We start from the raw sequence: 26,921 nt of genomic DNA, 5'->3' as shown, positions 1-26,921 counted from the left end.
AACTCATGAAATCATTACTCGACCTGTTCAAGCAATTCACGCCGGATGAGCATTTTGATGCCATCAAGATCGGCATGGCTTCGCCCGAGAAGATCCGTTCGTGGTCTTTCGGCGAAGTGAAGAAGCCTGAAACCATCAACTACCGTACCTTCAAGCCAGAGCGCGACGGTCTTTTTTGCGCCAAGATCTTTGGCCCCATCAAGGACTACGAATGCCTGTGCGGCAAGTACAAGCGCCTGAAACACCGCGGTGTCATCTGCGAAAAGTGCGGCGTTGAAGTCACACAAACCAAGGTTCGCCGCGAGCGCATGGGTCACATCGATCTGGCCGCACCGTGCGCGCACATCTGGTTCCTGAAGTCGCTGCCGTCGCGCCTGGGCCTGGTGCTCGACATGACGCTGCGAGACATCGAACGCGTGCTGTACTTTGAAGCATATGTAGTCACCGACCCCGGCATGACCCCGCTGAAGAAATTCAGCATCATGTCGGAAGACGACTATGACGCCAAGCGCAAGGAATACGGTGATGAATACACCGCCAAGATGGGCGCGGAAGGCATCAAGGACCTGCTCGAAGGGCTGGATCTCGACGTTGAAATCGAGAAGCTGCGCAACGACCTGACCGGTTCCGAAATCAAGATCAAGAAGAACGCCAAGCGCTTGAAATTGATGGAAGCGTTCAAGAAGTCCGGCATCAAACCGGGCTGGATGGTGCTCGACGTGCTGCCTGTGCTGCCGCCGGACCTGCGTCCGCTGGTGCCACTGGACGGCGGCCGTTTTGCGACCTCCGACCTGAACGACCTGTATCGCCGCGTGATCAACCGCAACAGCCGTCTGCGCCGTTTGCTGGAGCTGAAGGCGCCTGAAATCATTGCCCGCAATGAAAAGCGCATGCTGCAGGAAGCTGTGGACTCGTTGCTCGACAACGGACGCCGCGGCAAGGCCATGACGGGCGCCAACAAGCGCGCACTGAAGTCTCTGGCCGACATGATCAAGGGCAAGTCAGGCCGTTTCCGCCAGAATTTGCTGGGCAAACGCGTCGACTACTCCGGCCGTTCTGTTATTACTGTGGGCCCAACACTCAAGCTGCACCAGTGCGGCTTGCCCAAGCTCATGGCGCTGGAACTGTTCAAGCCCTTCATCTTTGCGCAGCTTGAGTCGCGCGGCATCGCCACGACGATCAAGGCAGCCAAGAAGGAAGTCGAATCCGGCACGCCAGTGGTGTGGGACATCCTGGAAGAGGTGATCAAAGAGCACCCTGTGATGCTGAACCGTGCGCCTACGCTGCACCGTTTGGGCATTCAGGCCTTTGAACCCATCCTGATCGAGGGCAAAGCCATCCAGCTGCATCCGCTCGTCTGTTCGGCCTTCAATGCCGACTTCGACGGTGACCAAATGGCTGTCCACGTACCACTGTCGGTAGAAGCACAGATGGAAGCCCGCACCCTGATGCTGGCTTCGAACAATATCCTGTTCCCTGCCAACGGCGAACCGTCCATCGTTCCTTCGCAGGACGTTGTGCTGGGCCTGTACTACACGACCCGCGACCGTACCAACGGCAAGGGCGAAGGCCTGGTGTTCTCCGACACCGGCGAAGTGCGCCGGGCATTTGACGCGGGTGAGCTTGACCTGAACGCCCGCATCAGCGTGCGCCTGACCGAGTACACCAAAGACAAGGCCACCGGCGAATTTGTGCCGTCGACCAAGCTGTGGGAAACCACGGGCGGCCGTGCATTGCTGTCCGAGATCCTGCCCAAAGGTTTGCCTTTCTCCAACATCAACAAGGCGTTGAAGAAAAAGGAAATCTCCAAGCTGATCAACGTGTCTTTCCGCAAGTGCGGATTGAAAGAGACCGTGGTGTTTGCCGACAAGCTGCTGCAGTCGGGCTTCCGCCTGGCGACAAAAGCCGGCATCTCGATCTGCATCGACGACATGCTGATCCCCAAGGAAAAGCCCGCCATCATTGCGCGCGCACAAAAGGAAGTCAAAGAAATCGAGCAGCAGTATGTCTCGGGTCTCGTGACGTCCGGCGAGCGCTACAACAAGGTGGTCGACATCTGGGGCAAGTCCGGCGACGAAGTGTCCAAGGTGATGATGGCCCAGCTTTCGAAAGAAAAAGTACTGGACCGCAACGGCAAGGAAGTCGAGCAGGAGTCCTTCAACTCCATCTACATGATGGCCGACTCCGGCGCCCGCGGTTCCGCTGCGCAGATTCGCCAGGTCGCCGGTATGCGCGGTTTGATGGCCAAGCCAGACGGCTCCATCATCGAAACGCCGATTACCGCCAACTTCCGTGAAGGCCTGAACGTGCTGGAGTACTTCATCTCCACCCACGGTGCCCGTAAGGGTCTGGCCGATACGGCGCTGAAAACGGCCAACTCCGGCTACCTGACGCGCCGCCTTTGCGACGTGGTTCAGGATCTGGTGGTCACCGAAGAAGATTGCGGCACGCAAGAGGGTTCCCTCATGCGCGCCATCGTCGAAGGTGGTGAAGTCATCGAATCGTTGCGCGACCGTATCCTCGGCCGCACAGCGGTCGAAGACATCCTGCACCCGGAAAACCGCTCGGTGCTGGCCAAGGCCGGGGTCATGCTGGACGAAGACCTGATCGAAGAGCTCGAAGCAGCCGGCGTGGACGAAGTGAAAGTGCGCACGGCACTGACCTGCGAAACCCGTTTCGGTCTGTGCGCCAAGTGCTATGGCCGAGATCTGGGTCGCGGCGGCCTCATCAACATCGGCGAAGCCGTCGGTATCATCGCCGCGCAGTCGATCGGTGAGCCCGGCACGCAGCTGACGATGCGGACCTTCCACATCGGCGGCGCCGCATCGCGCGCAGCGATTGCCTCCAGCGTCGAAGCCAAGTCCAACGGCGTGATCGGTTTCAATGCGCCGATGCGCTATGTGACCAACAGCAAGGGCGAGCTGGTCGTGATCGCCCGTTCCGGCGAGATCATCATCCATGATGAACACGGCCGTGAGCGTGAGCGCCACAAGGTGCCGTACGGTGCCACGTTGACCGTCAAGGCCGACCAGACCATCAAGGCCGGCGCCATTCTGGCCAACTGGGATCCGCTGACGCGCCCCATCATTACCGAGTTCGCCGGCAAGGTGGCCTTCGAGAACGTGGAAGAAGGCGTGACGGTTGCCAAGCAGGTTGACGATGTGACGGGTCTGTCCACCCTGGTGGTGATCGATCCGAAACGCCGCGGCGCCACGAAAGTGATCCGTCCGCAGGTCAAGCTGATTGACGCCTCCGGCCATGAAGTCAAGATCCCCGGCACCGATCACTCGGTGACGATTGGCTTCCAGGTGGGTGCGCTGGTCCAGGTGCGTGACGGCCAGGACGTGGGCCCCGGCGAAGTGCTGGCCCGCATCCCGATCGAAGGCCAGAAGACCCGCGACATTACCGGCGGTCTGCCGCGTGTTGCCGAGCTCTTCGAAGCCCGTACGCCGAAAGACAAGGGCACGTTGGCTGAAATGACCGGTACTGTGTCCTTCGGTAAAGAAACCAAAGGCAAGGTCCGCTTGCAGATCACTGATCCTGAAGGCAAGGTCTGGGAAGACCTGGTTCCGAAGGAAAAGAACATCCTGGTGCACGAAGGCCAGGTGGTCAACAAGGGCGAGTCGATTGTGGACGGCCCGGCCGACCCGCAAGACATCCTGCGCCTGCTGGGTATGGAAGAGCTGGCACGCTACATCGTCGACGAAGTGCAGGACGTTTACCGTCTGCAGGGCGTGAAGATCAACGACAAGCACATTGAAGTGATTGTTCGCCAGATGCTGCGCCGCGTGGTCGTTGAAAACGTGGGTGACTCCAGCTACATCGCTGGTGAACAGGTCGAGCGTTCTGCCATGCTGGATGCCAACGACGCCCTGCGCGCTGACGGCAAGATTCCGGCAACGTTCAGCAACTTGTTGCTCGGTATCACCAAGGCTTCGCTGTCGACCGATTCGTTCATTTCTGCGGCTTCCTTCCAGGAAACCACCCGCGTGCTCACCGAGGCTGCCATCATGGGCAAGCGCGACGAGTTGCGTGGCCTGAAAGAAAACGTGATCGTCGGCCGTCTGATTCCCGCCGGTACCGGCATGGCCTACCACGAGGCACGCAAAGCCAAGGACCAGATGGACGACGCAGAGCGCCGCGCCATCGCTGAAGCCGAAGCGGCCGAGCTCGAAGCCATGCCCGCCGCAGCCGAAGCGGGTGGCGACAGCGCGGCTTCCGAGTAAGCCAGACTGACTCCCGCGCCGTAAAAGGCGCCAGGCCCCACATCCCGCAAGGGTGTGGGGCTTTTTTTATGGCAGGACGTCCGTCGCGTGGCAATCATGCAGGCGGGGATCTAAGCGAAATTGGGGTTTTGCGCATATCGGACGTGCGCAAACAGCTATAAAAATCATAGCGTTTTGTGGCAATCAAAAACAGCCTGCAAGCTTGCCGATTGAGCCCAAAAACAGTTAACCTCGCGGCAGTCGCCCGCCGAGCTGTCGGGTGAGTGTCAGCTCATGTCGCACCAAGGAATATCCATGCCTCTTAGCACGCTTGTTTTCGTCATTGTGTTTGCCTTGCTGGTTTTCTGGGCCGTAGGCGCCTACAACCGGCTGGTTCGGCTGAAAAACATCATTGCCAACGCTTTCGCCCAGATCGATGTGCAGCTCAAGCGCCGCTACGACCTGATTCCCAATCTGGTCGAAGCCGCCAAAAAATACCTGCAGCATGAGCAAAGCACGCTTGAGGCGGTGATGCTTGCGCGCAACCAGGCGCGCACGGCCAGCGATGCGGTGCGCAGCCGCCCGGCCAATGCTGGCGCCGTTGTGGCGCTGGCCGCCGCCGAGCAGTCGCTGGACGGCAGCCTGGGGCGGCTTTTTGCCGTAGCCGAGGCCTACCCCGAACTCAAGGCCGACCAGACCATTCGTGAACTCAGCGAAGAGCTCACCAGCACCGAAAACAAGGTCGGTTTTGCCAGGCAGGCTTATAACGATGCCGTGCTGGACTACAACAATGCGCAGGGGCAGTTTCCCGCGCTGCTGATTGCCCGCACGTTCGGTTTTGCGCCCTCAGCCATGCTGCGCGCAACCGAAACACCGGCCGAGCGTCAGGCTGTGCGTGTCCAGTTCTGAAAACGTGGCCCCCACGCTTGTCACTTCGTGTATCACGCGAGACCTTGCAGGCCGCGGCTCGCGAGACGCTTCGCCTCTGTCGCCTGTCCAAAGCTGCTCAAGCAGCTTTGGAGCCGCAGGCTCCAGCCCCTCGGGGGTCGCTACGCCTGCGGCCCGGCAAAGCCGGTTCCGCGGCCCTGGCTGGTTTGGATCCTCTGTAAGCTGCCTGCGTGCTCCTCGGGTATTGAAGGGGGGGGCTGTGAATGCGCTTTTTTGAGCGCCAGGAGACAGCGCGCGGGCAGACCACGCGGCTGCTGGTGCTGTTCGGCTTGACAGTGCTTGCACTGGTTGTGGCGGTCAATGCCGCGCTGGCGCTCACCTGGCGCCTGGTGGCCCCCGGCTTCAGTGGCTACCCCGGCTACTTCTTTGCGGTCAACACGGGCATGACCCTGCTGTTCGTGTTTGGCGGCTGGTGGCTGGAAACCTCTGCGCTGAAGGGCGGCGGTGAGAAGCTGGCGCGCCGTGCGGGTGCCCGGGAAGCCTGGCCAGCCAGCCGGGAGGCCGAACAAAAGCTGTGCAACATCGTGAGTGAGCTTGCCATTGCCGCCAGCATGCGGCCGCCCCAGGCCATGGTGCTCGACCGGGAAGAGGGCATCAATGCGTTTGCCACCGGCTGGAATGAGGACGACTCGGTGGTGGCGGTAACGCGCGGTGCACTGGAGTATCTGACACGCGACGAGCTGCAGGGCTTGGTGGCACATGAATTCAGCCATATACGCGAAGGCGATACGCGTCTGAACATGCGGCTGGCCGGTATGGTGTTCGGGCTTGAGATGGTCTTCAACCTCGGACGCAGCATGTGCGCGCAGAACGACAGCGGCGGGCGTTCTTTCCTTGCCTTGCCCGGCTTTGCCATCATGACCACAGGCTCGCTCGGATGGCTTGCGGGGCGTGCACTGAAGGCGGCGGTGTCGCGCCAGCGCGAGTTCCTGGCAGATGCGCGAGCCGTGCAGTTCACGCGCAGCAAGGATGGCCTGGGTGGCGTGCTGCGCAAGGTGGCGGGCCAGCAGGCGCAGGGGCTGATGCCGCGCAGCGTGCACCCGGCCGTGCAGCACATGCTGCTGGTGGGCCTTCGTGCAGATACCCACTGGTTCGCCAGCCATCCTCCATTGGCCGAGCGCATTCGCCGCATCTATGGCCGGTCAATGGAGGCGCTACCCACGCAGCGCGATGATGAAATGCCGACGCGGCCGGACGCCATTTTCTAGATTCGCCATGGCAGCAATAACTTTCCAATAAGCACATCGCCATTGGGTTGAACGGCAGGGCTCCAACTGCTGCCGAAGTACTGGATACTCCCTATAGGGTGCAGGGAGCGCGACGTTAAATTGTCAGTTGAAAAGACGGCTGCCCCAAAACGACAGGAGAACCTATGAGAACGTTACGTCTTCCAATATTCAGGAGCTTCAAGCGCCTTGCGCTGCCCTTGCTCTGCCTTGCGCTCAGCCCCATGGCGCAGGCGCAAAACGCCGGCACCAAAGAAGCGCTCTACGCCAGGGGTCTGGCGGCAACCTGCGCCAACTGTCACGGTACCAATGGCAAAGTGGTTCAGGGTTCCGCGGTCACTTCGCTTGCAGGCCTCGACAAGGGTTACATCGTTGCGCAGATGAACGCCTTCAAGGCCGGTACGCGGCCCGCCACGGTGATGCACCAGATCAGCAAGGGCTTCAACGACGCGCAGATCGAGTCGCTGGCCAGCTACTTTGCTGCACAGAAGAAGTAAGGAACAGACACCATGAATACGCCTCTTCACACTGTTTCGCTGGCGGGCTTCAAGCGCCGCTCTTTCCTGCAGTCAAGCGCTGCCCTGGGCCTGCTGGGCCTGGCCGGTTGCGCCAGCACCTCGATTCCTTCCAAGGCCAAAGTGGTTGTTATAGGCGGCGGCTACGGCGGCGCCACAGCTGCCAAATATGTGCGCCTGCTCTCGGACAACAAGATCGACGTGGTGCTGATCGAGCCGCAGGACGCGTTTATCTCCTGCCCCATTTCCAACCTCGTGCTCAGCGGCGGCAAGCAGATTGCGGATCTCACTACATCGTATGCGGGCCTGTCGCGCAACCACGGCGTCACCGTGGTGAAGGACTACGCCAGCGCCATCGACACCGCGAAGAAAACGGTTACGCTGGCAGGCGGCGCCACCATCGCCTATGACAAGCTGGTGGTCTCGCCTGGTGTCGAACTGATGTTCGGCAGCATCGAGGGCCTGAAAGACGCCAATGCCTCCGGCCAGGTCCTGCAGGCCTGGAAGGCCGGTGCGGAAACCCTCGCGCTGCGCCGGCAGCTGGAGGCCATGCCTAACGGTGGTGTATATGCCATCACCATTCCCGAAGCACCTTACCGCTGCCCACCCGGCCCGTACGAACGCGCCAGCGTCATTGCTGGCTATTTCAAGGCCGCCAAACCGCGCAGCAAGGTGCTCATCCTTGATGCCAATCCGGACGTCACATCCAAAGGGCCGCTCTTCAAGAAAGTATGGGCCGAGCAGTACAAAGGCATCATCGAATACCGCGGCCAGCACAAGGCCACCGCGGTTGACGCCAAAGCCGGGATCATCAAGTTCGATGTGCAGGACGATGTCAAGGCCAACGTGCTGAATGTGCTGCCTTCCATGCGTGCCGGCACGATTGCCGTGCAGGCGAGCCTCAACAACCAGGCCAACAACCGCTGGTGCGGCGTGAATTACCTGACGTTTGAATCCACTGCCACAAAGGACGTGCATGTGCTCGGCGACTCCATCCAGGTCGCGCCGGCCATGCCCAAGAGCGGCCACATGGCCAACAACCACGGCAAGGTGGCGGCCGCCGCCATCGTGGCCCAGCTCTCGGGCTGGGAGGTCAACCCCGCGCCCATGCTCACCAATACCTGCTACAGCTTTGTCGACAACAAGAATGTGATCCATGTGGCCAGCGTGCATGAGTATGTGGTGGCAGAGAAAACTTTCAAGGCGGTAGCCGGCTCCGGCGGCGTCAGTGCCGGGCCTACCGAGCTTGAGGGCGTCTACGCGCTGAACTGGGCGAGCAATATCTGGGCAGACAGTCTCAGTTAGCCCCCACGGTCGTTCGCTTCGCGTAACTCCCTGCCCCCCGAGGGGGCCGGTGCGCCTGCGGTCCGGCAAAGCCGGTCCCGCGGCCCCTGCTTGCAATTCGGGGTAAACGGTGAGAGGGCTTGCGGCTGGTCTAATACGGAATAGCCGCCCGTTTTGGGCGACATTCGTGAGCCTAATGCAAGACAACTCGACCCAACAAGTCCCCCTGTGGCGCCAGCTTCAGGGCGCTGCTTCCCTTTTAATGGCCGTGCGTGATGGCCAGTCCATGACCGCCGCGCTGGAAGATGTGGACGCCGCGTTGCGGCCCGGCGTCCAGGCGCTGGGTTTTCACACGCTGCGCTGGCTGGGCCGCGCCGAGGCCTTGCGCCAGCAACTGGCGCGCCGCCCGCCGCCGCCCGAGGCAGATGCGTTGCTGTGTGTCGCCCTCGCCTTGGCCTGGAACGAAATCGATGTCAGCCGGCCGGAACAATTTTCCGGCGGGCCGCCCCCAGGAAAATTAGCCCCTTCTTCTTCTGAATGGGGCAGCGCACCGCCGAAGGCCCGCGAAGCGACAAGCGCGGGGGCCAGATACACGGCACACACGTTGGTCGACCAGACCGTTGAAGCCGCCAAGCGCGGCGACGCCACACAGCACCAGGCCAGCTTTATCAATGGGTGCCTGCGCCGGTTCTTGCGCGAACGCGAGGAGCTGGTGGCACGCACCGAGAAAAGCCCGCAGGCCGTGTGGAACCATCCCCAGTGGTGGATAGACCGGGTGCGCAAGGACCACCCCGGGGACTGGCAGGCCATACTGCAGGCCAACAATACCCAGGCACCGCTGATTTTGCGCATTAATGAGCGAAAAATGACTCAAGCCCAATACCAGCATGCGCTGGCAGCTATCAATATTGAAGCAACACCGGTCGGCAGGCAGGGAGTCATCCTCGCCCGTGCGCAGGCCGTGAGCTCGTTGCCGGGCTTTGCGGAAGGGCATTTTTCGGTTCAGGACGCCGCGGCGCAGCTGGCTGCGCCTTTGCTTCTGGATGGTTTGAAAGCCGAGGGCGGTGAAGCCGGGAGGCTGAAAGTGCTGGATGCCTGTGCTGCACCGGGCGGCAAAACCGCTCACCTGCTTGAACTGGCCGATTGCGACGTGACAGCGCTGGACATTGATGCGCGCCGCTGCGAGCGCGTGAAGCAGAATCTGCACCGCCTGGGTCTGCAGGCTGACATCCGTGTCGGCGATGCCGGCCAGCCTGATTCCTGGTGGGATGGGCAGGCATTCGACGCGATCCTGCTGGATGCACCCTGTACGGCTTCGGGCATCGTGCGGCGCCACCCGGATGTACGCTGGCTGCGCCGGCCGACGGACATCACCCAATTGGCCGACATCCAGGCGCATTTGCTTAAAACGCTCTGGCTTTTGCTCAAGCCCGGCGGGCGCCTGCTGTATTGCACCTGTTCAGTTTTTCGCGCGGAAGGCGACAACCAGATACAAACGTTTCTTACGCACCACACCGACGCCTTATTAAAGCCTTCGCCGGGGCATTTGCTCCCCCAAAGTGGCGTCGGAGCGACGGTCTTCCCGGACAATTTGATGCGTGAACACGACGGTTTCTATTACGCCCTCCTTGAAAAACGCAGCCGCTGACAGCTGGCGGCGTGCGGTGGGCATCATGGGGCGTTTTCTGCCAGGGCTGTGCCTTTGCATCGCGATGGCCGCACCGGGACCGGCGTTGGCCACCGAGATCACGCAGCTGCGCGTGGAGCGCGGTGACGATGGTGTTCACCTGTCCGCGCAGGTCCGGTTTGAGCTTCCGGCGGTCGTGGAAGACGCCCTGCTCAAGGGGATCCCGATGTTTTTTGTGGTCGAAGCCGACATTTACCGCGACCGCTGGTACTGGACGGACCCGCGCGTGGCCAGTGCGGCCCGCACCGTTCGCCTGGCATACCAGCCATTGACCCGCCGCTGGCGCGTCAACATTGCTTCGGGCCTCATCACCAGTTCGGCGGGCCTGCGCGCCACACTGAACCAGAATTACGAGACCCTTCCCGAGGCCCTGTCTGCCATCCAGCGCGTGGCGCGCTGGAAAATCGCCGATGCGGCCGAGGTCGACCCCGACGCCGCCCACAAGCTTGATTTCAGTTTCAGGCTCGACCTGACGCAGCTGCCGCGCCCCTTCCAGATCGGGGTAGCCGGGCAAAAAGACTGGAATATCTCCGCGCAGGTCAGGGAGCGGCTGAAACTGGAGCCAGCCACGCCTGTGGTCTCCAGCGCCGAGGGCGTCAAGTGAACCTGCAGGTCAGCGGCGGCTCCCTCAAGAGCAGCAAGGCTTTTCGCTGGACGGTCGGTGTCGGGGTGGGGGCCATCGCGGCGCTCGGCCTGGTGCTGATGTTCCTGCTGACGCAGGCCACCGGCAATCGCGAGCTGTACGAGCGCAATTACGCACTGCTCTTTGTGCTCAACGTGGCCGTTGCCGGCTTGCTGCTGCTGGTCATCGGATGGATTGTGGCGCGCCTTGCACTGCGGCTGTACCGCGGCCGCTTCGGCAGCCGGCTGCTGGTCAAGCTGGCCGCCATCTTTGCGCTGGTCGGCCTCATGCCGGGGCTGATGATTTATGTGGTGTCCTACCAGTTTGTGTCGCGGTCGATTGAAAGCTGGTTTGACGTGGAAGTGGAGGGGGCGCTGGCGGCCGGGTTGAACCTGGGCCGGGCCACGCTGGACACCCTGGCCGCCGACCTTGGCAACAAGACACGACAGGCCGCCACCCAAATTTCCGAGACGCCGGACGCCATGGCTGGCCTCGCACTTGAACGCCTGCGCGACCAGCTCCAGGCCAGCGATGTGGTGCTCTGGAGCCCCTCGGGCCAGGTGATCGCCAGCGCAGGTGAGTCGCGATTTCTGCTGAAACCCGAACGCCCTTCGGTGCAGCAACTGCGCGCAGCACGCACACAGCGCGTTGTCACGCAGATTGAAGGCCTCGATGAGGTGGTGTCTGCCGGCAACGGCGAGCTGGCCGCAGGTGGGGCTGCCGGTACCGCGCCGGGGGCCGTTGCGCGGGTCAAGGCGATTGCCGTGGTGAACAACCCCAATGTGAACGTGCTGGGCGACGCGCGGTTTTTGCAGGTGACCCAGCTGCTGCCTGAGGGCCTGGTGGCCAATGCTGTCGCCGTCCAGGAAGCTAACCGCGAATACCAGGAGCGCGCGCTGGCACGCGGAGGCCTGCGCAAGATGTATATAGGCACACTCACGCTCAGCTTGTTCCTGGCCGTATTCGGTGCGGTACTGCTGGCCGTGGTGCTGGGCAACCAGCTGGCCAAGCCGCTGCTGGTGCTGGCGGAGGGCGTGCGCCAGGTGGCCCAGGGCGACTTGACACCCAAGGCCGCCCTGCAGGGCAAGGACGAGCTGGGCGGGCTCACGCGTTCTTTTGCCGACATGACACAGCAGCTGGCCGATGCCCGCTCGGCAGTGCAGCAAAGCATGAGCCAGGTTGATGCCGCGCGCGCCAACCTGCAGACCATTCTGGACAACCTCACCGCCGGCGTGATCGTGCTGGATGTGCATGGCCGCATCCAGTCCAGCAACCCTGGGGCTACCCGCATCCTGCGTGCGCCGCTGGCGGCATACCACGGAAAATCGCTGGGCGAAGTGCCAGGCCTGGGCCTGTTTGCCAAAGATGTGCTGGCCCAGTTCACCGATTACCTCAGCGATGGTGCGCCGCACGGGCTTGAGCATTGGCAGCAGTCTTTTGAGCTCAACGCGGCCGTGCCCGGTGCGCCCGACAACGCCATCACGCTGATCGCCCGTGGCGCCAAGATGCCGGGCACCGAAGAGTTTTTGCTGGTGTTTGACGATGTTTCCGAAATGGTGTCGGCCCAACGCGCGCAGGCCTGGGGCGAGGTGGCGCGCCGCCTGGCCCACGAGATCAAGAATCCGCTCACGCCGATCCAGCTGTCGGCTGAGCGCCTCGAAATGAAACTCACCGGCAAGGTCGGCGAACCCGAGCAGCTGTTGCTCACCAAATCCGTCAAAACCATCGTCGACCAGGTCGACGCGATGAAGCGGCTTGTGAATGAATTCCGCGACTACGCCCGCCTGCCGGCAGCCGAACTCAAGCCTGTTGACCTCAATGCATTGATCAACGATGTGATGCAGCTCTACCTCAGTGACGATCACAGCGAACTGCGCAGCGGCAGTGCCGCGGTTCCGGTCGTTACAGAGCTGGACCCCAAGGCCCCGAAAATCCAGGGCGACGACCAGCAGCTGCGCCAGGTCATCCATAACCTGCTGCAGAACGCCCAGGATGCGCAGGAAGGCAAGGAGGACGGGCGGGTCACGCTCAAGACCGAATACTCTGAAACGTCCAGGCGTGTGCGTCTGACGGTGCGCGACAACGGAACGGGCTTCCCCGAACATATCCTCAAACGCGCGTTCGAGCCCTACGTCACGACCAAGGTAAAGGGTACGGGGCTGGGGCTCGCGGTCGTCAAAAAAATTGCAGATGAACACGGAGCCCGCATCGATATTTCGAACCGCGTGGCAGACGGTTTGGTGCAAGGGGCACAAGTGTCGTTATCATTTGCAGTTGTGGCTTAACAACACATTCAGTAACACTTCGATATCCGCACGGCATTCGCAATAACAGGCAGGCAGCAATTCAATCATGGCAAATATTCTGGTGGTCGACGACGAGCTGGGCATACGCGACCTTCTCTCAGAAATTCTTAATGACGAAGGGCATCAGGTCGAGCTCGCCGAGAACGCCGCTCAGGCCCGCGCCGCCCGCGGACGTTCCAGGCCCGACCTCGTGCTACTGGACATCTGGATGCCCGACACTGACGGCGTGACGCTGCTCAAGGAGTGGTCTTCCAGTGGCTTGCTGACCATGCCCGTCATCATGATGAGCGGCCACGCCACGATCGATACGGCAGTCGAGGCTACCAAGATCGGCGCCATGGCGTTTCTTGAGAAACCCATCACCCTGCAAAAACTCCTGAAGGCCGTGGAGCAGGGCCTCACCAAGGCAGCTCCCCGCAAACCCGCCGTAATGAACAGCAGCCCCGCGGCACACGCAGCCGACCTCACGGTAGAAGCCGTGATGACCGGCGGGACCTTGCCGACACCCGTCGACCTGGGACCGCAGGCCACGCAGAGTTTTCTGCTGGAAAAACCATTGCGCGACGCGCGTGACGAATTTGAAAAAGCCTACTTCGAATTTCATTTGGCCAAGGAAGGCGGCTCCATGACCCGTGTGGCGGAGAAAACCGGCCTTGAGCGTACCCACCTCTACCGAAAGCTCAAGCAACTCGGCGTGGATCTGACCCGCGGCAAACGCGGCGTCTGACTCGCCGGCCCCCAGCGGGCCGGGCCTCCCTTTCTGGTGATATATAATCTGAGGCTCAGGCCCGGTAGCTCAGTCGGTAGAGCAGAGGATTGAAAATCCTTGTGTCGGTGGTTCGATTCCGCCCCAGGCCACCATATTCCATGCGCCCCAGCGCCCTTTTAGGGTTCTGGGGCGTTTCTACAATTCTTGTAGGTTTTCTACAATCCCATGACTTCCAGGTTGTTCGGTGTTAGCTTGGAAAGCTTCAAAGCAACCTTCGACCTGGAAAGGTCGCGCATAGGATCAGTGGATGGTTTACGGGCGTTGGCAATACTGATGGTATTCAACGTCCATTTTTTTGGCTTCTATTCCGCCCAAAACTACTTCCTGGCCAACGACAGTCTGCTGAGCAGGGTGATTGGCATCCTTCGCGCAGGGCATTTGGGTGTTGATCTGTTTTTTGTGATCAGCGGATATTTAATCTATCTGAGCATTCGCGGTAAGCGCCAAGGGTTTTCATTCTTTAAAAAACGCGCACTTCGGTTGCTTCCTGTTCATGTCCTTGTTTGCCTCTACGTTGCAACCGGTACCACAGGAATCAGCATTGGAATTGTGGCGTTGAATGCCAGTTTTCTTGCCCCCCTATTTGGAGTACCACTACTTAACGATGTAACGTGGTCATTAACATGGGAATGGCTTTTTTACCTGTTCATTTTTGCAGCGGCGGCACTGAACTTTAAAAACGAGATTTGGTTGATTGTCACGGTAGCTCTACTTGCAGCCAGTTTCCCATATCTGGCACGTGAAGTCATTGGCTGGCCAGTGTTTTTCCAACCGGAGCGATTCATTGGATTTTTGTTTGGTGTCGCCCTGGTCTTGTTTCAAAGGTTTAAGGAGTCAATTGTCCAGTCGGCTGTCTGGCAGGCTGCAGTAGGCACGTCATTTTTGGGCATTTTGATTTTGCAAATAATTTGGTCTCTTTGGAGCGGACGAATTGTGACTTATCCTTTTCAAGCAGGTTTTTACATAATTGCGGGTATTTTTTTTACCGTCATTTTGCAAGCTTGCTTACAGGAAGGAAGTAAAGTGCAGCGGTTTTTTGCTCATACATTGTTGCGCTTCATTGGGAAAATCAGCTACTCTTTTTACATCATTCACGCGATAGTAATCGGCACTTTTCTTAACCGCTTTTCGCCCGCTGATTCAATCGGCATGGTGTTTTTTTATTACGCCGTGGTTCTATGCGCCGTCATAATTTTGGCTAGTGGACTGTATTACCTGCTTGAAAAACCATACTTCAATAGAGCCGTTGAAGGCTGAGTTTCGATTTTGGCGATGATGACAAGCCTGCTGGCGTCCGGTTTCACCCGCGTTCCCGTTCGGGCTTTCAACGGAACTCAACAGCCTTCGAGTGGCCCGTCGCTCATGTCCAGCCTCCATCGATGACCAGGTCCTGCGCCGTCATCATTTCACTGTCATCGGAAGCCAGGAACATTGCTGCCTTCGCAATATGTTCAGGCATCAAATCCCCCGGCAGGCATTGCGCACGGGCCAGGTCTGCCTTGGACTCGGGTGTGACCCACAGCCGCAACTGTTTTTCCGTCATGGTCCAACCCGGCACCAGGGTGTTCACCCGAATGCGGAAGGGCCCGAAGTCTCGCGCCAGGCTCCTGGTGAGCCCTTGCACGGCCGCCTTGCAGGTGGTGTAAACCGGCATGCCGCCTTGCTTGAGCATCCAGCTGACCGAGCCGAAGTTGACGATGGAGCCACCGCCCAGCGCTTTCATGTCCGGCGCGACTTCCTGTGCCGCGAAGAACTGGTGCTTCAGGTTCACGGCGACACCCGCGTCCCAGGATTGCGGTGTCGTGTCCTCGATCAGGTGTCGCTCGTCGTTGGCCGCGTTGTTCAGCAACACCCGGATCGGCCCGATCTGGGAGCGAAGCACTTTGATCGCCTGGCGCATTTCGTCAGTGTCGGTGACGTCGCTGCGCATGAAATGCACGCGCTTGCCGAGCTCCTTCGCCACACTTGCCTGAAGGGCGAGTGCGTTGTCCACGTCGATGTCGATGAACCCGACCTTCGCATCTTGCGCTGCGAACTGCCGCACCAAGGTGGCACCGATGCCGGTCGACCCCCCGGTGATGAGGACGGACCGGTCTTTCAGGCTGGGATAGCGAGTTTGCATGTTCATGTGAATCGTCTCCTAAATTGCGATGTGCAGCGGCGGGGGGCACGCGCGATGCTAGGCTCGACTCGGGCCCGGCACCAATTCAATTTCCGGTGCGAGCGATAGCAATCCGCGCATCGTGCGCTCATGGATGCACACCTCAGGGGACGGGGTCAGTCCCCCACCCAACGCAGCTCGGAGGCGCGCAGATGGGCGAGCATGGCAGCCTGTGCGGCTATCGGATCGCGTGCATCCAGAGCGCTGAGAATAGCTTCATGTTCCTTCAGCGCAGCCTTCCAGGTGCGTGGGTTCTCGTATTTCGAAGACAGCTTGGCCGAGATCGGGCTGTGCCGTTCATCGAACAACTCGGCGATGATGCGGGCCATAACCGAATTACCACTCATCTGCGTGAGCGTCATGTGAAAGCGTCGATCAAGATCCAGCGGGGCGCGGTTGCGATCCGTTTCAGCCCTCATTCTCGTGACGATCGTCCTAAGCTGCTTGAGCTGCTCAGGGGTGCCGCGCGCGCAGGCAAGGATCACCACCGCGCTCTCCAGGGCGGAGCGCGTCTGCATCAGTTCCCTTGGGCTCTCGCCGAGTGCGGGTGTGGCCTTCCCGGAAGTGCGTTTAGGTTGAGGGCAGACGTAGACACCCGAGCCGCCACGGATCTCGACACTGCTCTGGACGTCCAGGGCAATCAATGCCTCGCGCAGCGAAGGGCGGGACACGCCCAGGAGCAATGCCAGCTCGCGCTCGGCCGGCAGACGGTCGCCGACCTGGAACGATCCTTTGGCGATCAATTCCCTGATCTGATCGGCGATCTGCTGATACAGGCGGCGGGGTTCGGCAGGCTTGGTAACTCTCATGACGGGGAAGGTGTAACGAAAGGATCATACCGTCGGGCGGTGCCCCTGCGTGGCCATGGCCGGTAAGTTGTGGTGGAAAAACCTTGTCTGGTCAGACCAAAATTGGTACATTCAAAAAATTGGCATGACCAAATTTATCAACCTTCAACGCTTCGATCTCGCTTCGATCCGGCTCGTGGTGCTTTGCGCCGAGTCCGGTTCATTGTCGGAAGCTGCGCGTCGCTGCCACTTGTCCCTGTCGGGCGCCAGCCACCGGCTGAAGGCTTTCGAGGACGCGGTCGGGGAGCCAGTCTTCCAGCGCCACCGCCGGGGACTGCGCATCACCATCCGTGGGCGCCACGTGGTGTACTGCGGCATGCAGCTTCTGGACTGGGTCGACCGCCTGGCCGGGCCGGCCTTGTTTGATGGCGAGATGCCGGAACTAATTTTGAACGGAATATCAGAGGCTGCGAAAGTACCGCTTCCGCTGCTGGGAGTCTCCCCAGGTTTTCCGAGATTCGAAAGCTCGCCGCCGAGAGTGGTCAGTCCAAATTAGCAAATATGTCGTTACCGGCCTGACCCCTGCACAAGGCCAATCATGCTGACGTGATCCGTGAAGGAACGCGGATTCCGGTTCCTCGCCCACGATGGAAAGTACATCCTCGTTTCCATCGTCCGCGACAGCATTACTCTCTCCGATCCTGAGTTCCACAAGCGCGAAGCCACGTTACTTGGCGGCCGCAACGCGACGGTCGAGGATTTCCGGACTGTCATGTCGACCCGCTCCTGGAGCTCGCCGCCCGTGTTGGCGTCGCAGGCAGGCTGACCCGCCTGCGGCGCCTTGGGTTCTGAGGGGCGATGCAGCCTTCGAAGCGGCGCAAGTCAAGGGAAAGCCCTGATGCGGTCCGTTATGGCCAGACCAAAAATGAATTGGTTAAGTTTTGGCCTGGCCAAATGCTTCGCGCAATCCTGCGCCGTTGTCAGCTCGCCGGCTTCAGAGACCGGCTTACTCTAAACAGGAGACAAGCATGCAAACGAGACGAGATATTCTGGCCGCGGGCGCGGCCGCAACACTGGCCGGCCTGGGCGCGCCGGCGCTGGCGCAGACCTACGAGCCGGCCTGCTTCAAGCCGTTCTCCGGCAACACCAAGACCATCCAGTATCCGGCCAAGAAGGGGCCGTACCGTATCGCGCTGGCCAATGGTTATGCCGGCAACAGCTGGCGCATCCAGATGATCAAGTCGCTGAAGGCTTATGCAGCAACGCCGGAGATGAAGCAGCACATCAAGGAGCTGAAGGTCGTGTCCACCGGCACGGACGTGGCTGCGCAACTTGGTGCCATCGACAACTTCATCAATGCGGGCTTCGACGCCATCCTCACGATCGCGGTGTCGCCCACCTCGTTCAAGCCGGTGATCAAGCGCGCCAAGGAGGCCGGTGTCGTGCTGATCCCGTTCGACAATGTGCTCGACACCGACGAGGTGATTCAGGTGAACGAAGACCAGCTGGAGATGGGCCGCCTGATGGGCCGCTGGCTGGAGAAAAATGGCGTGACCAGCGGCAAGGTGCTGGAGATCCGCGGCCTGCCGGGCAACTCGGTGGACCGCGACCGCCACCTGGGTTTCCGCGAGATCATGGACAAGCACAAGCAGGTCCAGATCATCGAAGTGGTGGGCAACTGGGACGACGGCACTTCGCAGAAGGTAGCGGCCGACGCGATTGCCGTGCATGGCCGCTTCAACGGCATCTACACGCAGGCTGGATCCAACGGCACCATTCGTGCGCTGATCGAGGCCAAGCACCCGTTCGTGCCGATCGGTGCGGAAGGGGAAAATGGCTTTCGCAAGATGGTCTATCAGCACCATAAGGACGGCCTCAAAGGCGCTTCGGCCGCGCAGTCTCCTGGCCTGGTCTCCGTGGCCCTGAAGGCGGCCATCGCCGCACTGCAAGGCCAAAAGCTGCCGCAGTACATCTCGGTGCCCATTCCCTACGTGGAATACCAGAACATGGCACCCGGCAAGAACTTCTACCCGGATTTGCCCGACACCTTCTACGTGGCCAACGAGTTTCCGCCTTGCAACATCAACCTGACGGCGCCGGACATCATGAAGCAGAGCGAGGGAAATACCTGAGATCAGCCTTGGAGTTTTAACGCCGGGCTGTGTGGCCGCGCCCGGCTTTTTCCTGTTTGGAGGCTTTTCTTTTCGTGACCCAGAAACTCTTGCTCGAACTCCAGGGCATCACCAAGCACTACGGCGGCGTATGTGCGCTTGACAGCGCGGACTTTGCTTGTACGGCAGGTGAAATCCACGCTGTTCTGGGCGAGAACGGTGCCGGCAAGTCGACCTTGATCAAGATCATCGCCGGCGTCGTTCAGCCCGACGCGGGTCGCATCCTGCTGGACGGCAAGGAACTGCGGCTGGACTCTCCGAACGCCGCGCGCGAGCGCGGCATCGTCTGCGTGTTCCAGGAACTGTCGCTGGTCCCGGACTTGTCCGTGTGCGACAACATTTTCCTGTCCAGGCCCCCGATGAAGTACGGCCTGATCGACGCCAGGACTCAGCAAGAGCGAGCTACCGAGCTACTCTCCTTGCTGGGTTGCGGCGACATCCATCCCATGGACCGCGTGCGCGACCTGCCGCTATCCCGCCGGCAGGTCGTCGAAATTGCCAAGGCGCTAGGTGCGCAGCCGCGCCTGCTCATCCTGGACGAGGCGACCTCCGCCCTCAGCAGCGAAGACGTGGAACGCCTGTACCGCCTGCTCTTCAGTCTGCGAGACCAGGGCGTCGCAGCGCTGTTCATCTCGCACCGCATGCACGAGGTCAAGGCGCTCGCCGGTACCTGTTCGGTCTTTCGCAGTGGTCGCCGCGTCGACACGTTTGCCAACGGCACGCGGACCGACGCTGAAGTGGTGCAACTCATGATCGGTCGTGACGTCGCCAAGTCGTACCCGCCCAAGACCGGTCCGGCCACGGATGCGCGACCGGCTGTCACGGTCAAGTCCTTGAGCTGGGAGCCCAGCCTCCGGGACATTTCGCTGGAGATTCTGCGAGGCGAGATCGTCGGCCTGGGAGGGCTGGACGGACAGGGGCAGCGCGAATTGCTGCTGGCGCTTTTCGGCGTGCTTAAGGGTGTGCACGGCGAAATCGAGGTTTTTGGTCAACCGGTCACCAATCTGACGCCACACATATGCAAGCAACCCGGGCTGGGGATTGCCCTCATCCCGGAGGATCGCAAGACCGAAGGGTTGGTCTTGCCCATGAGTATCCGTGAGAATGCGAGCCTTGCCCGGCTGGAGGCGCTCACGCGCTACGGCTTGCTGAGCCCGGGGGGCGAGCAGGCGGCCGTGGCGCAGATGGTGGACAAGTTGCGCATCAAGATCGGTTCCGTGGAAGACCCGGTGCAGACCTTGTCCGGCGGCAACCAGCAGAAGGTGGTGATCGCCAAGTGGCTGATGACCCAGCCGCGCGTGCTCCTGCTGAACGATCCCACACGCGGCATCGATGTGGCCACCAAGCAGGAAATCTATGTCCTGTTGCGCCAGCTTGCTTCCCAGGGCGTGGCCATCCTGCTCTACTCCACCGACTACGAAGAACTGATCGGCCTGGCGGACCGCATCCTGATCATGTACGAAGGACGCATCGCGCGCACGCTTGTCGGGGAGGAGATCACCGAGCAGGCGATTGTGGCCTCATCCCTCAACGTATCCCTCGCTTCAACCGAACCGGAGGCCGTCACATGAACAGGGAAGAATGGCTGCGAGGGCTGCGCCGCAACAGTGGTCCGCTGAGTGCGCTGGTGGTGTTCATCCTGATGTTTTCGCTGTACCTGCTGGAGCATCCGCGCTCGATATCGGTCGGCATCGTCACCACGGCCTCGAACAAGGCGGCGCTGCTGGCCATCGTTGCGATGGCCCAGACCCTGCCTGTCATCACGCGCGGCCTGGACCTCTCCGTGGGGATGGTGATGGTGCTCACCAGTTGCCTGGCCTCCGTCGTGGTGAACGGTGCGCCTTGGCAAGTGGCACTCGGGGTGGTGCTGGTATTGGCCTCCGGGGCGGCGGCCGGTGCCCTGAATGGTGCAATCGTCGTATTCGGGCGCCTGCAGCCGATCATCGTCACGCTCGCCACGGGCGCAGTGTTCTTCGGCCTGGCCTTGCTGCTGCGTCCTGCGCCGGGCGGGGAGGTCAGCGAGGGCTTGTCAGACGCGCTGACCGGTCGTCTCTTCGGCACGATTCCCACAACGCTGGTGTTGCTGGCCGTGGTCATCGTGCTGGGCTGGATGCCCTTCAGGCGCACGGTCATCGGCCGCGCCTGTTATGCCGTGGGGTCGTCCGAGCAGGCGGCTTATCTTTCGGGCGTTCCGTCGCAGCGGGCCAAATTCATCGCGTACACCGCCGCGGGACTGCTTTCAGGGCTTGCCGGGTTGCTGCTGTCGCTGATCTCCCTGTCGGGCGAGGCCAGCTCGCCGCAGGCGGGCCTGTACACCCTCAATTCCATCGCGGCGGTCGTGATCGGCGGAACCTCGCTCTATGGGGGCGCAGGGGGCATGGTGGGATCGGTGTTGGGTGCCTTCGTGTTGCGCACCATTGGCGACCTGCTGTTCGTGTTCAATGCGCCTGCGCTTTGGCAGCCGCTGTTCGAAGGACTCATCCTTCTGGCTGCTGTGTGCGTCGGCGCGCTCCACGTGCTTCGCCTGCGAAACCGCCTGGACCTGTTCTGATGACCAGCCTCTCCGTTGACACTCCGCGCTCCTCCGCCACCAGCAAGCGTGTGTTCCAGCGACTGCTGTTGAATCCGCCGGCCATGGTGGCCCTGTGTTCGCTGGCCCTTCTGCTGGCCGCCAGCGTCGTCAACAGCAACTTCCTGATGCCGGGCTACCTGCTGCTGCAACTGCAGATCGCCGCCTTCCTTGGCATCACAGCCGCCGGGCTCATGGCCGTCATCCTGTTGGGCCACATTGACCTGTCGGTGCCCTGGACCATCACCACCGGGGCAATGATGGCCGCCGCCGCGGGCGCCACCTATGGCGCCGGCTGGGCGATCCCCGCAGGCATCGCCTGCGGCGCGTTGATCGGCCTGGTCAATGGGTTGGGGGTGGCGATCCTGCGCATCCCTTCGATGATTTTCACGCTGGGCGCGAACGCCGTGCTGCAGGGCCTGATGGTCCTTTACTCAGGCGGGCATGCACCGGTGCACGGCGCTACCGAGCTGATGCGTGCACTGGGCGTCGGCAGGACGTTTGGCGTGCCCAATGCCGTGTGGACCTGGGTGGCCGTCTCATTGCTGTTCTACCTGGTGCTGGCGCGCACTGCCATCGGCCGCTACGTGTACATCATCGGCAACACCGAGCGCGCCGCCTACCTGTCCGGCGTGCGCACCGGCAAAGTCATCGTGCTGTGCTTCGTGGCCTGCGGGGCTCTGGCAGCGCTCGCCGGCATACTGCTCGCCGGCTACTCGGCCAACGCCTACCAGGCCATGGGTGATCCCTACGTACTGCCCGCGATCGCCGCGGTCGTGCTGGGCGGCACCAACATCCTGGGCGGCCGCGGCAGCTACCTGGGCACCGTTGCAGGCGTAGTGTTCATCGTGCTGCTGCAAAGCGTGCTTGCGGTGCTGCAGATGCCCGAGGCGGGCCGCCAGATCATTTACGGCGCGCTGATCCTGTGCATGCTGCTGCTGTATGGCCGTTCGGCCAGGGTGAGGTGATCTTGGCTGACCGCTATGGCATCCGGGGCGATTTCCTGCTGCACGATGTGCGTTTTCGCGGACTGGTTCCGCCGAACGGGTTTGTAGAAAAGCTCTTCACCGGCACGCGTTGGGCGGAGGGCCCCGTGTATTTTCCGGCCGGCGACTTCCTGCTGTTCAGCGACATCCCCAACAACCGCGTCCTGCGGTGGGTGCCTGACGGCGCAGGCGAGGGCAACGTAGTAGAGTTTCGCAGGCCCTCCAACTTCGCCAACGGCCATACGCGTGATGGCGAAGGCCGCCTGATCAGCTGCGAGCATGGCACGCGCTGCGTCAGCCGCACCGAGCTCGATGGCAGGCGCATCGTGATCGCACGCGCCTTTGAAGGCAAGCGGCTGAACTCGCCGAATGACGCCGTTGTCGCGCCCGATGGCGCCGTGTGGTTCTCCGACCCGACCTACGGGATCCTGTCCGATTACGAGGGTTATGCGGCCGAGCCCGAGTACGGTGGCCGTTACGTGTTCCGGGTCGACGCCGGGAGCGGGCGAATGGAAGCTGCCGCCACGGACTTCGTGCAGCCCAATGGATTGGCGTTTTCTCCGGACGGCACCCTGCTGTATGTGGCGGATTCCGGGGCATCGCATGATCCGCAGGGGCCACGACACATTCGGGTGTTTGACGTGGCAGCCGGCGGCCGGCTGCGAGGCGGCGAAGTCTTCGCCACCGTGGATGCGGGCATACCGGACGGCCTTCGCGTAGACCTGCGCGGCAATGTGTGGACCAGCGCCGGAGACGGCGTGCATTGCTTCTCGCCGCGGGGCGAACTGCTCGGCCGGATCCTCGTTCCCGAGCCGGTGGCCAATGTAGAGTTCGGCGGGCCGCGAGGTAACCGCCTTTTCATCACGGCCACGACGTCGCTGTACGCCTGCTACCTGGCGACGTCTGGTGTCTGGGCACGCAGCCTGGTGTAGCTCACGACGTCGCGGCGACTCTGAGAATGATGAGCCGCAGCTGGGCCCGCCGCTGTGGCTTGCAGCGGGCCCCGACTGTCAGTGTCAATACTTGCGGTTCGGGAATTCCTTGGCAGCCACTTCGGCCGGGAACACGCCCTCGATCGACTTGATCCAGCGTGGCAGCGTTTGCCCCGAGGCGGCTTTGGCTGCCGCTTCCATCAGCTGGGGACCAAGCAGGGGGTTGCACTCCACGCTGACATTCATCTTGCCGGCGATCATCGCCTCGAAGGCGCCCTTGACCGCATCCACGCCGATTACCAGGATATCCTTGCCCGGCTTCAGGCCCGCTTCCTCGATGGCCTGAATCGCGCCGATGGCCATGTCGTCGTTGTGCGCGTACAGCACGTTGACCTTCTTGCCTTCAGCCTTGAGGAAGGCCTCCATGACTTCCTTGCCCTTGGCGCGGGTGAAGTCGGCGGTCTGCGAGCGGATGATCTTGTAGCGCGGATTGGCTTTGAGCCCTTCCTCGAAGCCTTTCTTCCGTTCGATCGCGGGATCGGAGCCCACGGTGCCCTGCAGTTCGACGATGTTCACGTCGCCCGTGGTGTTCTTGGTGTTATCAAGCAACCACTGGGCGGCGCGCCGGCCTTCCTCGACGAAGTCCGAACCCACGAAGGTGGTCCAGGTGGAGGGATCCTTCACCACCACACTGCGGCTTTCCAGAATGACGGGGATCTTGGCGGACTTGGCCTCCCGCAGCACGGTATCCCAGCCCGTCGTGACGAGCGGCGCGAGGATGATGACGTCCACCTTCTGGGCGATGAAGGACCGGATTGCCTTGATCTGGTTCTCCTGCTTCTGCTGTGCGTCAGAGAACTTCAGTTCATAGCCGGCCGCGCTGGCAGCGGCCTTGACGGAGTCCGTATTGGCTGTGCGCCACTCGCTTTCGGCGCCGGTCTGCGCGAAGCCGATCACCAGCTTCTTGCCTTTCGCCTGGCTCCAGGCCGGTGTCGCCCAAGCGTATGCCAGGCCGGCGGCCGCCATGATGGCGGCAAAGCTGCGTCGTTTCATCGGGTTCATCTTGTGTCTCCTGTCTTCGTATCTGTTCGATCGGGTGCAGCACTCTTGCCTTACTGACCGCCCGGTGCTGTGGCGGGCGGCTGAACTCAGCCGGGATACCAGACCATGCGAGGGTCGTCGGGCGCTCGTTGGTACGTCCACGCGGACTCGACCATCCGGGCCATGTCGAACTGGGGGCGCCAGCCCAGCAGGAACTTCGCCTTGGTGTTGTCCAGCCACGTGGAGTGGTAGGGTGTGCGGACTGGCACGAGCGGCAGGCCCCGCGTGCGTGCCAGGTATGTCCCAAGCTCGCCATAGTCGAGTGGCTCGTCCATGCACACGTTCATCAGTTGCTGCCGGGCGCGTGGTGCGTCCAGGGCCAGCAAGATGGCATCCACAAGATCGCATACATGGACGAAGTTGCGCTTCACCGGTTGCCCATCCGGATCAAGCATCACCGGGACGGCGCCGCTGCGTACATGGTCGCGCGCTTCGCTCTGTGTCACCAGGTCCCGCCAGCGCGGGCCTCCGAACACGTCGTCGCCGAAGGACAAGGTGAAGCGGAAATCGTCTTTCTCCATGATCCAGGGTGCACGCAGGCAGCAGCCGTTCAGGTCATACTGGGCCTGGTACTGCTGGAGCATTACTTCTTCCAGTACTTTGGACAGGGCATAGCATCCAGGGTAGGCGGTATGCGGCTGGCTTTCTACCACCGGTACGGGGTGCGCGTAGTGGAAATGCCCGACAGCGGCGTCGCCGCCGACCAGCACGAATTGCCGGAAGGTGGTGCTTGTCCGGCAGCCCTCGAGCAACCAGAACATGCCCTTGACGGCGACATCCATCACCTCGTCCGGCGTTTCCTTGCTTGTGGCCAGGTGCAGCACGTGTGTCACGCCTTCGAGCGCGCGCTGCACGTCCGCGCGATCCTGAATGGAGCCCCGCACGCACTCCAGGCGTTCGCGGGGCTGCAACACACGGTTGTGGCAGAGCGCCCGCACGCGGAAGCGCTCGAGACTGGCGTCCTCCAGTACTCGCTGGATGAACGCGCGGCCCACCTTGCCGGTGGCACCCGTGACGAGAAGGAGTCCGGAAGAAGGTGGTTGCATTCGGGCCCTCTGAATGGCGCGGATGATAGCAAGCCGGCCCTGCTTTGGCGATCATGTTTTGGGCTTGATCCATACACGAATTCGTATGGGTTGCAACCTATATCGATTCCGGAGTTGTCCTCCTGGCTGTGCGCTTCAGAGGAGAAAAGACTTCGCTGCAAACGACATGGCGAAGCCAGCAGGAAAGAAAGTGGACTTGGCCTCGGGCGCGAGCCTTCACCGATTAGAGAGGGTGGCGGCTCTCTACGACGTCGGCGCCGTCCCTGTTTCTCGCCGGGTCACTGCGTTCGGGCGCTTGCACCGAGTGAAAACCACTTGCCGGGGAGGTGCCGGTTATTTCCGATCCATCGTTGCTTCTCTGTGGGCTTCGCGGGTCTGCGGTGTTGGTTGGTCAGGCCAATATTGACACATATGTAATATTGGTCTTACCCTGATCCGCGATCCTGCCGGAGACGTGTCACCGTCCAATGGCGTCTCGATCAGCGTCAACACTGTGTCAGCCATCACTGACTTACCGTATGACAGGGTTCGTTCCGGAACACCCATCAACCCGACAAGGAGGGGACCATGAAGGAGACAGTAAGCAAAGGCCTGAGGCACTGTGCGGCAGCAGCGGCGGCGCTGGCATGACGTGGCTCGCAACGGCGCGCGGGGGGCGTGGTGCCGTCGATCAGGCGCTGCAGGCTGCGATCGAATCCGCCGAACGCAACGCCTCGCCCGGCAAACGGCCCATCGTCGAGACACATATTCATTTCTGGCAGATGACGCGGCCCGGCGGTGTGCCATGGCCCACAGCGGCGGAAGGGCCGATCTTCCGCGACGTGCTGCCGCCGGAGTACAGCGCATTCGCCAGGTCCCAGGGCGTGGTGGCGGCCGGGATCGTGGAAGCGAGCGGCATTGTTCAGGACAACCAGTGGGTCCTCGACCTCACCAAAAACGATCCGTTTTACGCGTTCTTCGTCGGGAATCTCGAGATTGGCGCGCCGAACTTTTCCGCTGACCTCGCGCGTTTCGCAGCTGACCCGCGCTTTGTGGGAATCCGCGGCTATCTCACCGGCCCGGCTGAGGGCATCACGCTCAGCGCGGCACAGCTCACCAGCCTGCGCGACCTGGCAGCGCGCGGTATGATGCTCGACATCATCAGCCGGGGGACCAGGAACCCGAAGAGCCAGGTGCAGGCGCTTTGTACCGCGGTGCCCAATCTGCGCGTCATCATCGACCATTTGGGCGGCGCAACCGGGCCGGCGGTGGACCCCGCCTGGGCGTCCGACGTTCGTCACCTCGCCAGCGACTGCCCGAATCTGTACATGAAGTTTTCGTCGTTCTATGACATGTACGCTCCCGGCGACGTGGTTTTTCCGTCTCCCACCGACCTCGCTTCGTACAAGCCGCACTTCGACGTGCTGATGTCCGCGTTCGGCAAGGACCGCCTGATCTGGGGCAGCAACTGGCCGGTAATCACCCTGCACGGGACTTTCGAAGCCCAGATCGCTGTCGCCGAGGCGTATCTGGCCCCGTTCGGTGCCGGCGTGCGCGACAAAGTGATGTTCAAGAACGCCCTCGCGTTCTATCGCCGGCACAAGGCGTAGCGGACCAGAGAAACTG

The 26,921-nt window shown here is 61.6% G+C and carries 21 protein-coding genes, 1 tRNA gene and 1 pseudogene; 19 read left to right on the top strand and 4 right to left on the bottom strand.

Annotated elements, in window-relative coordinates; genetic code table 11:
* The first annotated feature begins 5 nt into the window (after window positions 1-5).
* From rpoC to AC1DU8_RS19410, 11 genes are all read left to right on the top strand, one after another.
* Window positions 6-4,226 (top strand): DNA-directed RNA polymerase subunit beta', encoded by a 4,221-nt coding sequence (rpoC, locus tag AC1DU8_RS19460; protein WP_457282629.1) that lies wholly within the window; start codon window positions 6-8, stop codon window positions 4,224-4,226.
* Window positions 4,227-4,520: 294 nt separating this feature from the next.
* Window positions 4,521-5,114: a LemA family protein gene (locus AC1DU8_RS19455; protein ID WP_457282630.1), complete on the top strand. Its 594-nt coding sequence runs from the start codon at window positions 4,521-4,523 to the stop codon at window positions 5,112-5,114.
* A gap of 242 nt (window positions 5,115-5,356) precedes the next feature.
* The gene (locus tag AC1DU8_RS19450) at window positions 5,357-6,361 is read left to right on the top strand and encodes a M48 family metalloprotease (protein ID WP_457282631.1); all 1,005 of its coding nucleotides are present in this window, start codon (window positions 5,357-5,359) and stop codon (window positions 6,359-6,361) included.
* A 164-nt stretch (window positions 6,362-6,525) separates the two neighbouring features.
* Entirely contained in the window at window positions 6,526-6,876 is a 351-nt protein-coding gene (locus AC1DU8_RS19445) for a c-type cytochrome (protein ID WP_477666888.1), read from the top strand.
* Between the two features lie 12 nt (window positions 6,877-6,888).
* Window positions 6,889-8,199 (top strand): FCSD flavin-binding domain-containing protein, encoded by a 1,311-nt coding sequence (locus AC1DU8_RS19440; protein ID WP_477727166.1) that lies wholly within the window; start codon window positions 6,889-6,891, stop codon window positions 8,197-8,199.
* A gap of 175 nt (window positions 8,200-8,374) precedes the next feature.
* Window positions 8,375-9,826 carry a 16S rRNA (cytosine(967)-C(5))-methyltransferase RsmB gene (rsmB, locus tag AC1DU8_RS19435; protein WP_477727169.1) on the top strand — a complete coding sequence of 484 codons (1,452 nt, stop codon included), beginning with the start codon at window positions 8,375-8,377 and terminating at the stop codon, window positions 9,824-9,826.
* Complete coding sequence (locus AC1DU8_RS19430) at window positions 9,807-10,469, top strand: DUF4390 domain-containing protein (RefSeq protein ID WP_457282634.1); 663 nt, start codon at window positions 9,807-9,809, stop codon at window positions 10,467-10,469. Before rsmB ends, AC1DU8_RS19430 begins: the two co-directional genes overlap by 20 nt.
* Window positions 10,466-12,772 (top strand): ATP-binding protein, encoded by a 2,307-nt coding sequence (locus AC1DU8_RS19425; RefSeq protein ID WP_457282635.1) that lies wholly within the window; start codon window positions 10,466-10,468, stop codon window positions 12,770-12,772. Before AC1DU8_RS19430 ends, AC1DU8_RS19425 begins: the two co-directional genes overlap by 4 nt.
* A gap of 67 nt (window positions 12,773-12,839) precedes the next feature.
* On the top strand, window positions 12,840-13,520 hold the full coding sequence (locus AC1DU8_RS19420) for a response regulator (RefSeq protein ID WP_457282636.1): 681 nt from the start codon (window positions 12,840-12,842) through the stop codon (window positions 13,518-13,520).
* 58 nt (window positions 13,521-13,578) lie between these two features.
* Window positions 13,579-13,654, top strand: a tRNA-Phe gene (locus AC1DU8_RS19415).
* A 73-nt stretch (window positions 13,655-13,727) separates the two neighbouring features.
* Entirely contained in the window at window positions 13,728-14,819 is a 1,092-nt protein-coding gene (locus tag AC1DU8_RS19410; RefSeq protein ID WP_477666884.1) for an acyltransferase family protein, read from the top strand.
* Between the two features lie 103 nt (window positions 14,820-14,922).
* On the opposite strand, the gene AC1DU8_RS19405 is transcribed toward AC1DU8_RS19410, so the two are convergent.
* Window positions 14,923-15,690: an SDR family NAD(P)-dependent oxidoreductase gene (locus tag AC1DU8_RS19405; protein ID WP_457282637.1), complete on the bottom strand. Its 768-nt coding sequence runs from the start codon at window positions 15,688-15,690 to the stop codon at window positions 14,923-14,925.
* A gap of 149 nt (window positions 15,691-15,839) precedes the next feature.
* Window positions 15,840-16,532: a FadR/GntR family transcriptional regulator gene (locus AC1DU8_RS19400; protein WP_457282638.1), complete on the bottom strand. Its 693-nt coding sequence runs from the start codon at window positions 16,530-16,532 to the stop codon at window positions 15,840-15,842.
* A gap of 124 nt (window positions 16,533-16,656) precedes the next feature.
* Here AC1DU8_RS19400 and AC1DU8_RS19395 point away from each other — a divergent pair, with 124 nt between their 5' ends.
* From AC1DU8_RS19395 to AC1DU8_RS19365, 7 genes and pseudogenes are all read left to right on the top strand, one after another.
* Complete coding sequence (locus tag AC1DU8_RS19395; RefSeq protein ID WP_457282639.1) at window positions 16,657-17,067, top strand: helix-turn-helix domain-containing protein; 411 nt, start codon at window positions 16,657-16,659, stop codon at window positions 17,065-17,067.
* A gap of 66 nt (window positions 17,068-17,133) precedes the next feature.
* A pseudogene (locus AC1DU8_RS19390) lies at window positions 17,134-17,286 on the top strand (dehydrogenase); the annotation flags it as partial.
* A 253-nt stretch (window positions 17,287-17,539) separates the two neighbouring features.
* Window positions 17,540-18,643: a sugar ABC transporter substrate-binding protein gene (locus tag AC1DU8_RS19385; protein ID WP_457282640.1), complete on the top strand. Its 1,104-nt coding sequence runs from the start codon at window positions 17,540-17,542 to the stop codon at window positions 18,641-18,643.
* A 74-nt stretch (window positions 18,644-18,717) separates the two neighbouring features.
* Window positions 18,718-20,253, top strand: coding sequence for a sugar ABC transporter ATP-binding protein (locus AC1DU8_RS19380; RefSeq protein ID WP_457282641.1), 1,536 nt, complete (start codon window positions 18,718-18,720; stop codon window positions 20,251-20,253).
* Window positions 20,250-21,233 (top strand): ABC transporter permease, encoded by a 984-nt coding sequence (locus tag AC1DU8_RS19375; protein WP_457282642.1) that lies wholly within the window; start codon window positions 20,250-20,252, stop codon window positions 21,231-21,233. The genes AC1DU8_RS19380 and AC1DU8_RS19375 overlap by 4 nt, the downstream gene beginning before the upstream one ends.
* On the top strand, window positions 21,233-22,219 hold the full coding sequence (locus AC1DU8_RS19370; RefSeq protein ID WP_477689797.1) for an ABC transporter permease: 987 nt from the start codon (window positions 21,233-21,235) through the stop codon (window positions 22,217-22,219). The genes AC1DU8_RS19375 and AC1DU8_RS19370 overlap by 1 nt, the downstream gene beginning before the upstream one ends.
* 2 nt (window positions 22,220-22,221) lie before the next feature.
* A complete protein-coding gene (locus AC1DU8_RS19365) occupies window positions 22,222-23,169 on the top strand; it encodes an SMP-30/gluconolactonase/LRE family protein (protein WP_477689798.1) in 948 nt (315 codons plus the stop codon).
* 84 nt (window positions 23,170-23,253) lie between these two features.
* Here AC1DU8_RS19365 and AC1DU8_RS19360 read toward each other — a convergent pair whose 3' ends face one another.
* The gene (locus AC1DU8_RS19360) at window positions 23,254-24,231 is read right to left on the bottom strand and encodes an ABC transporter substrate-binding protein (protein ID WP_457282645.1); all 978 of its coding nucleotides are present in this window, start codon (window positions 24,229-24,231) and stop codon (window positions 23,254-23,256) included.
* 86 nt (window positions 24,232-24,317) lie between these two features.
* Window positions 24,318-25,316 (bottom strand): NAD-dependent epimerase/dehydratase family protein, encoded by a 999-nt coding sequence (locus AC1DU8_RS19355; protein ID WP_457282646.1) that lies wholly within the window; start codon window positions 25,314-25,316, stop codon window positions 24,318-24,320.
* A 626-nt stretch (window positions 25,317-25,942) separates the two neighbouring features.
* Between AC1DU8_RS19355 and AC1DU8_RS19350 the strand changes: the two genes are divergently transcribed.
* A complete protein-coding gene (locus AC1DU8_RS19350) occupies window positions 25,943-26,905 on the top strand; it encodes an amidohydrolase family protein (protein WP_477689799.1) in 963 nt (320 codons plus the stop codon).
* Window positions 26,906-26,921: the final 16 nt, after the last annotated feature.

The sequence above is a fragment of the Polaromonas sp. P3_A5 genome (assembly GCF_056403055.1).
This window is presented reverse-complemented; position numbering and strand designations above follow the sequence as displayed.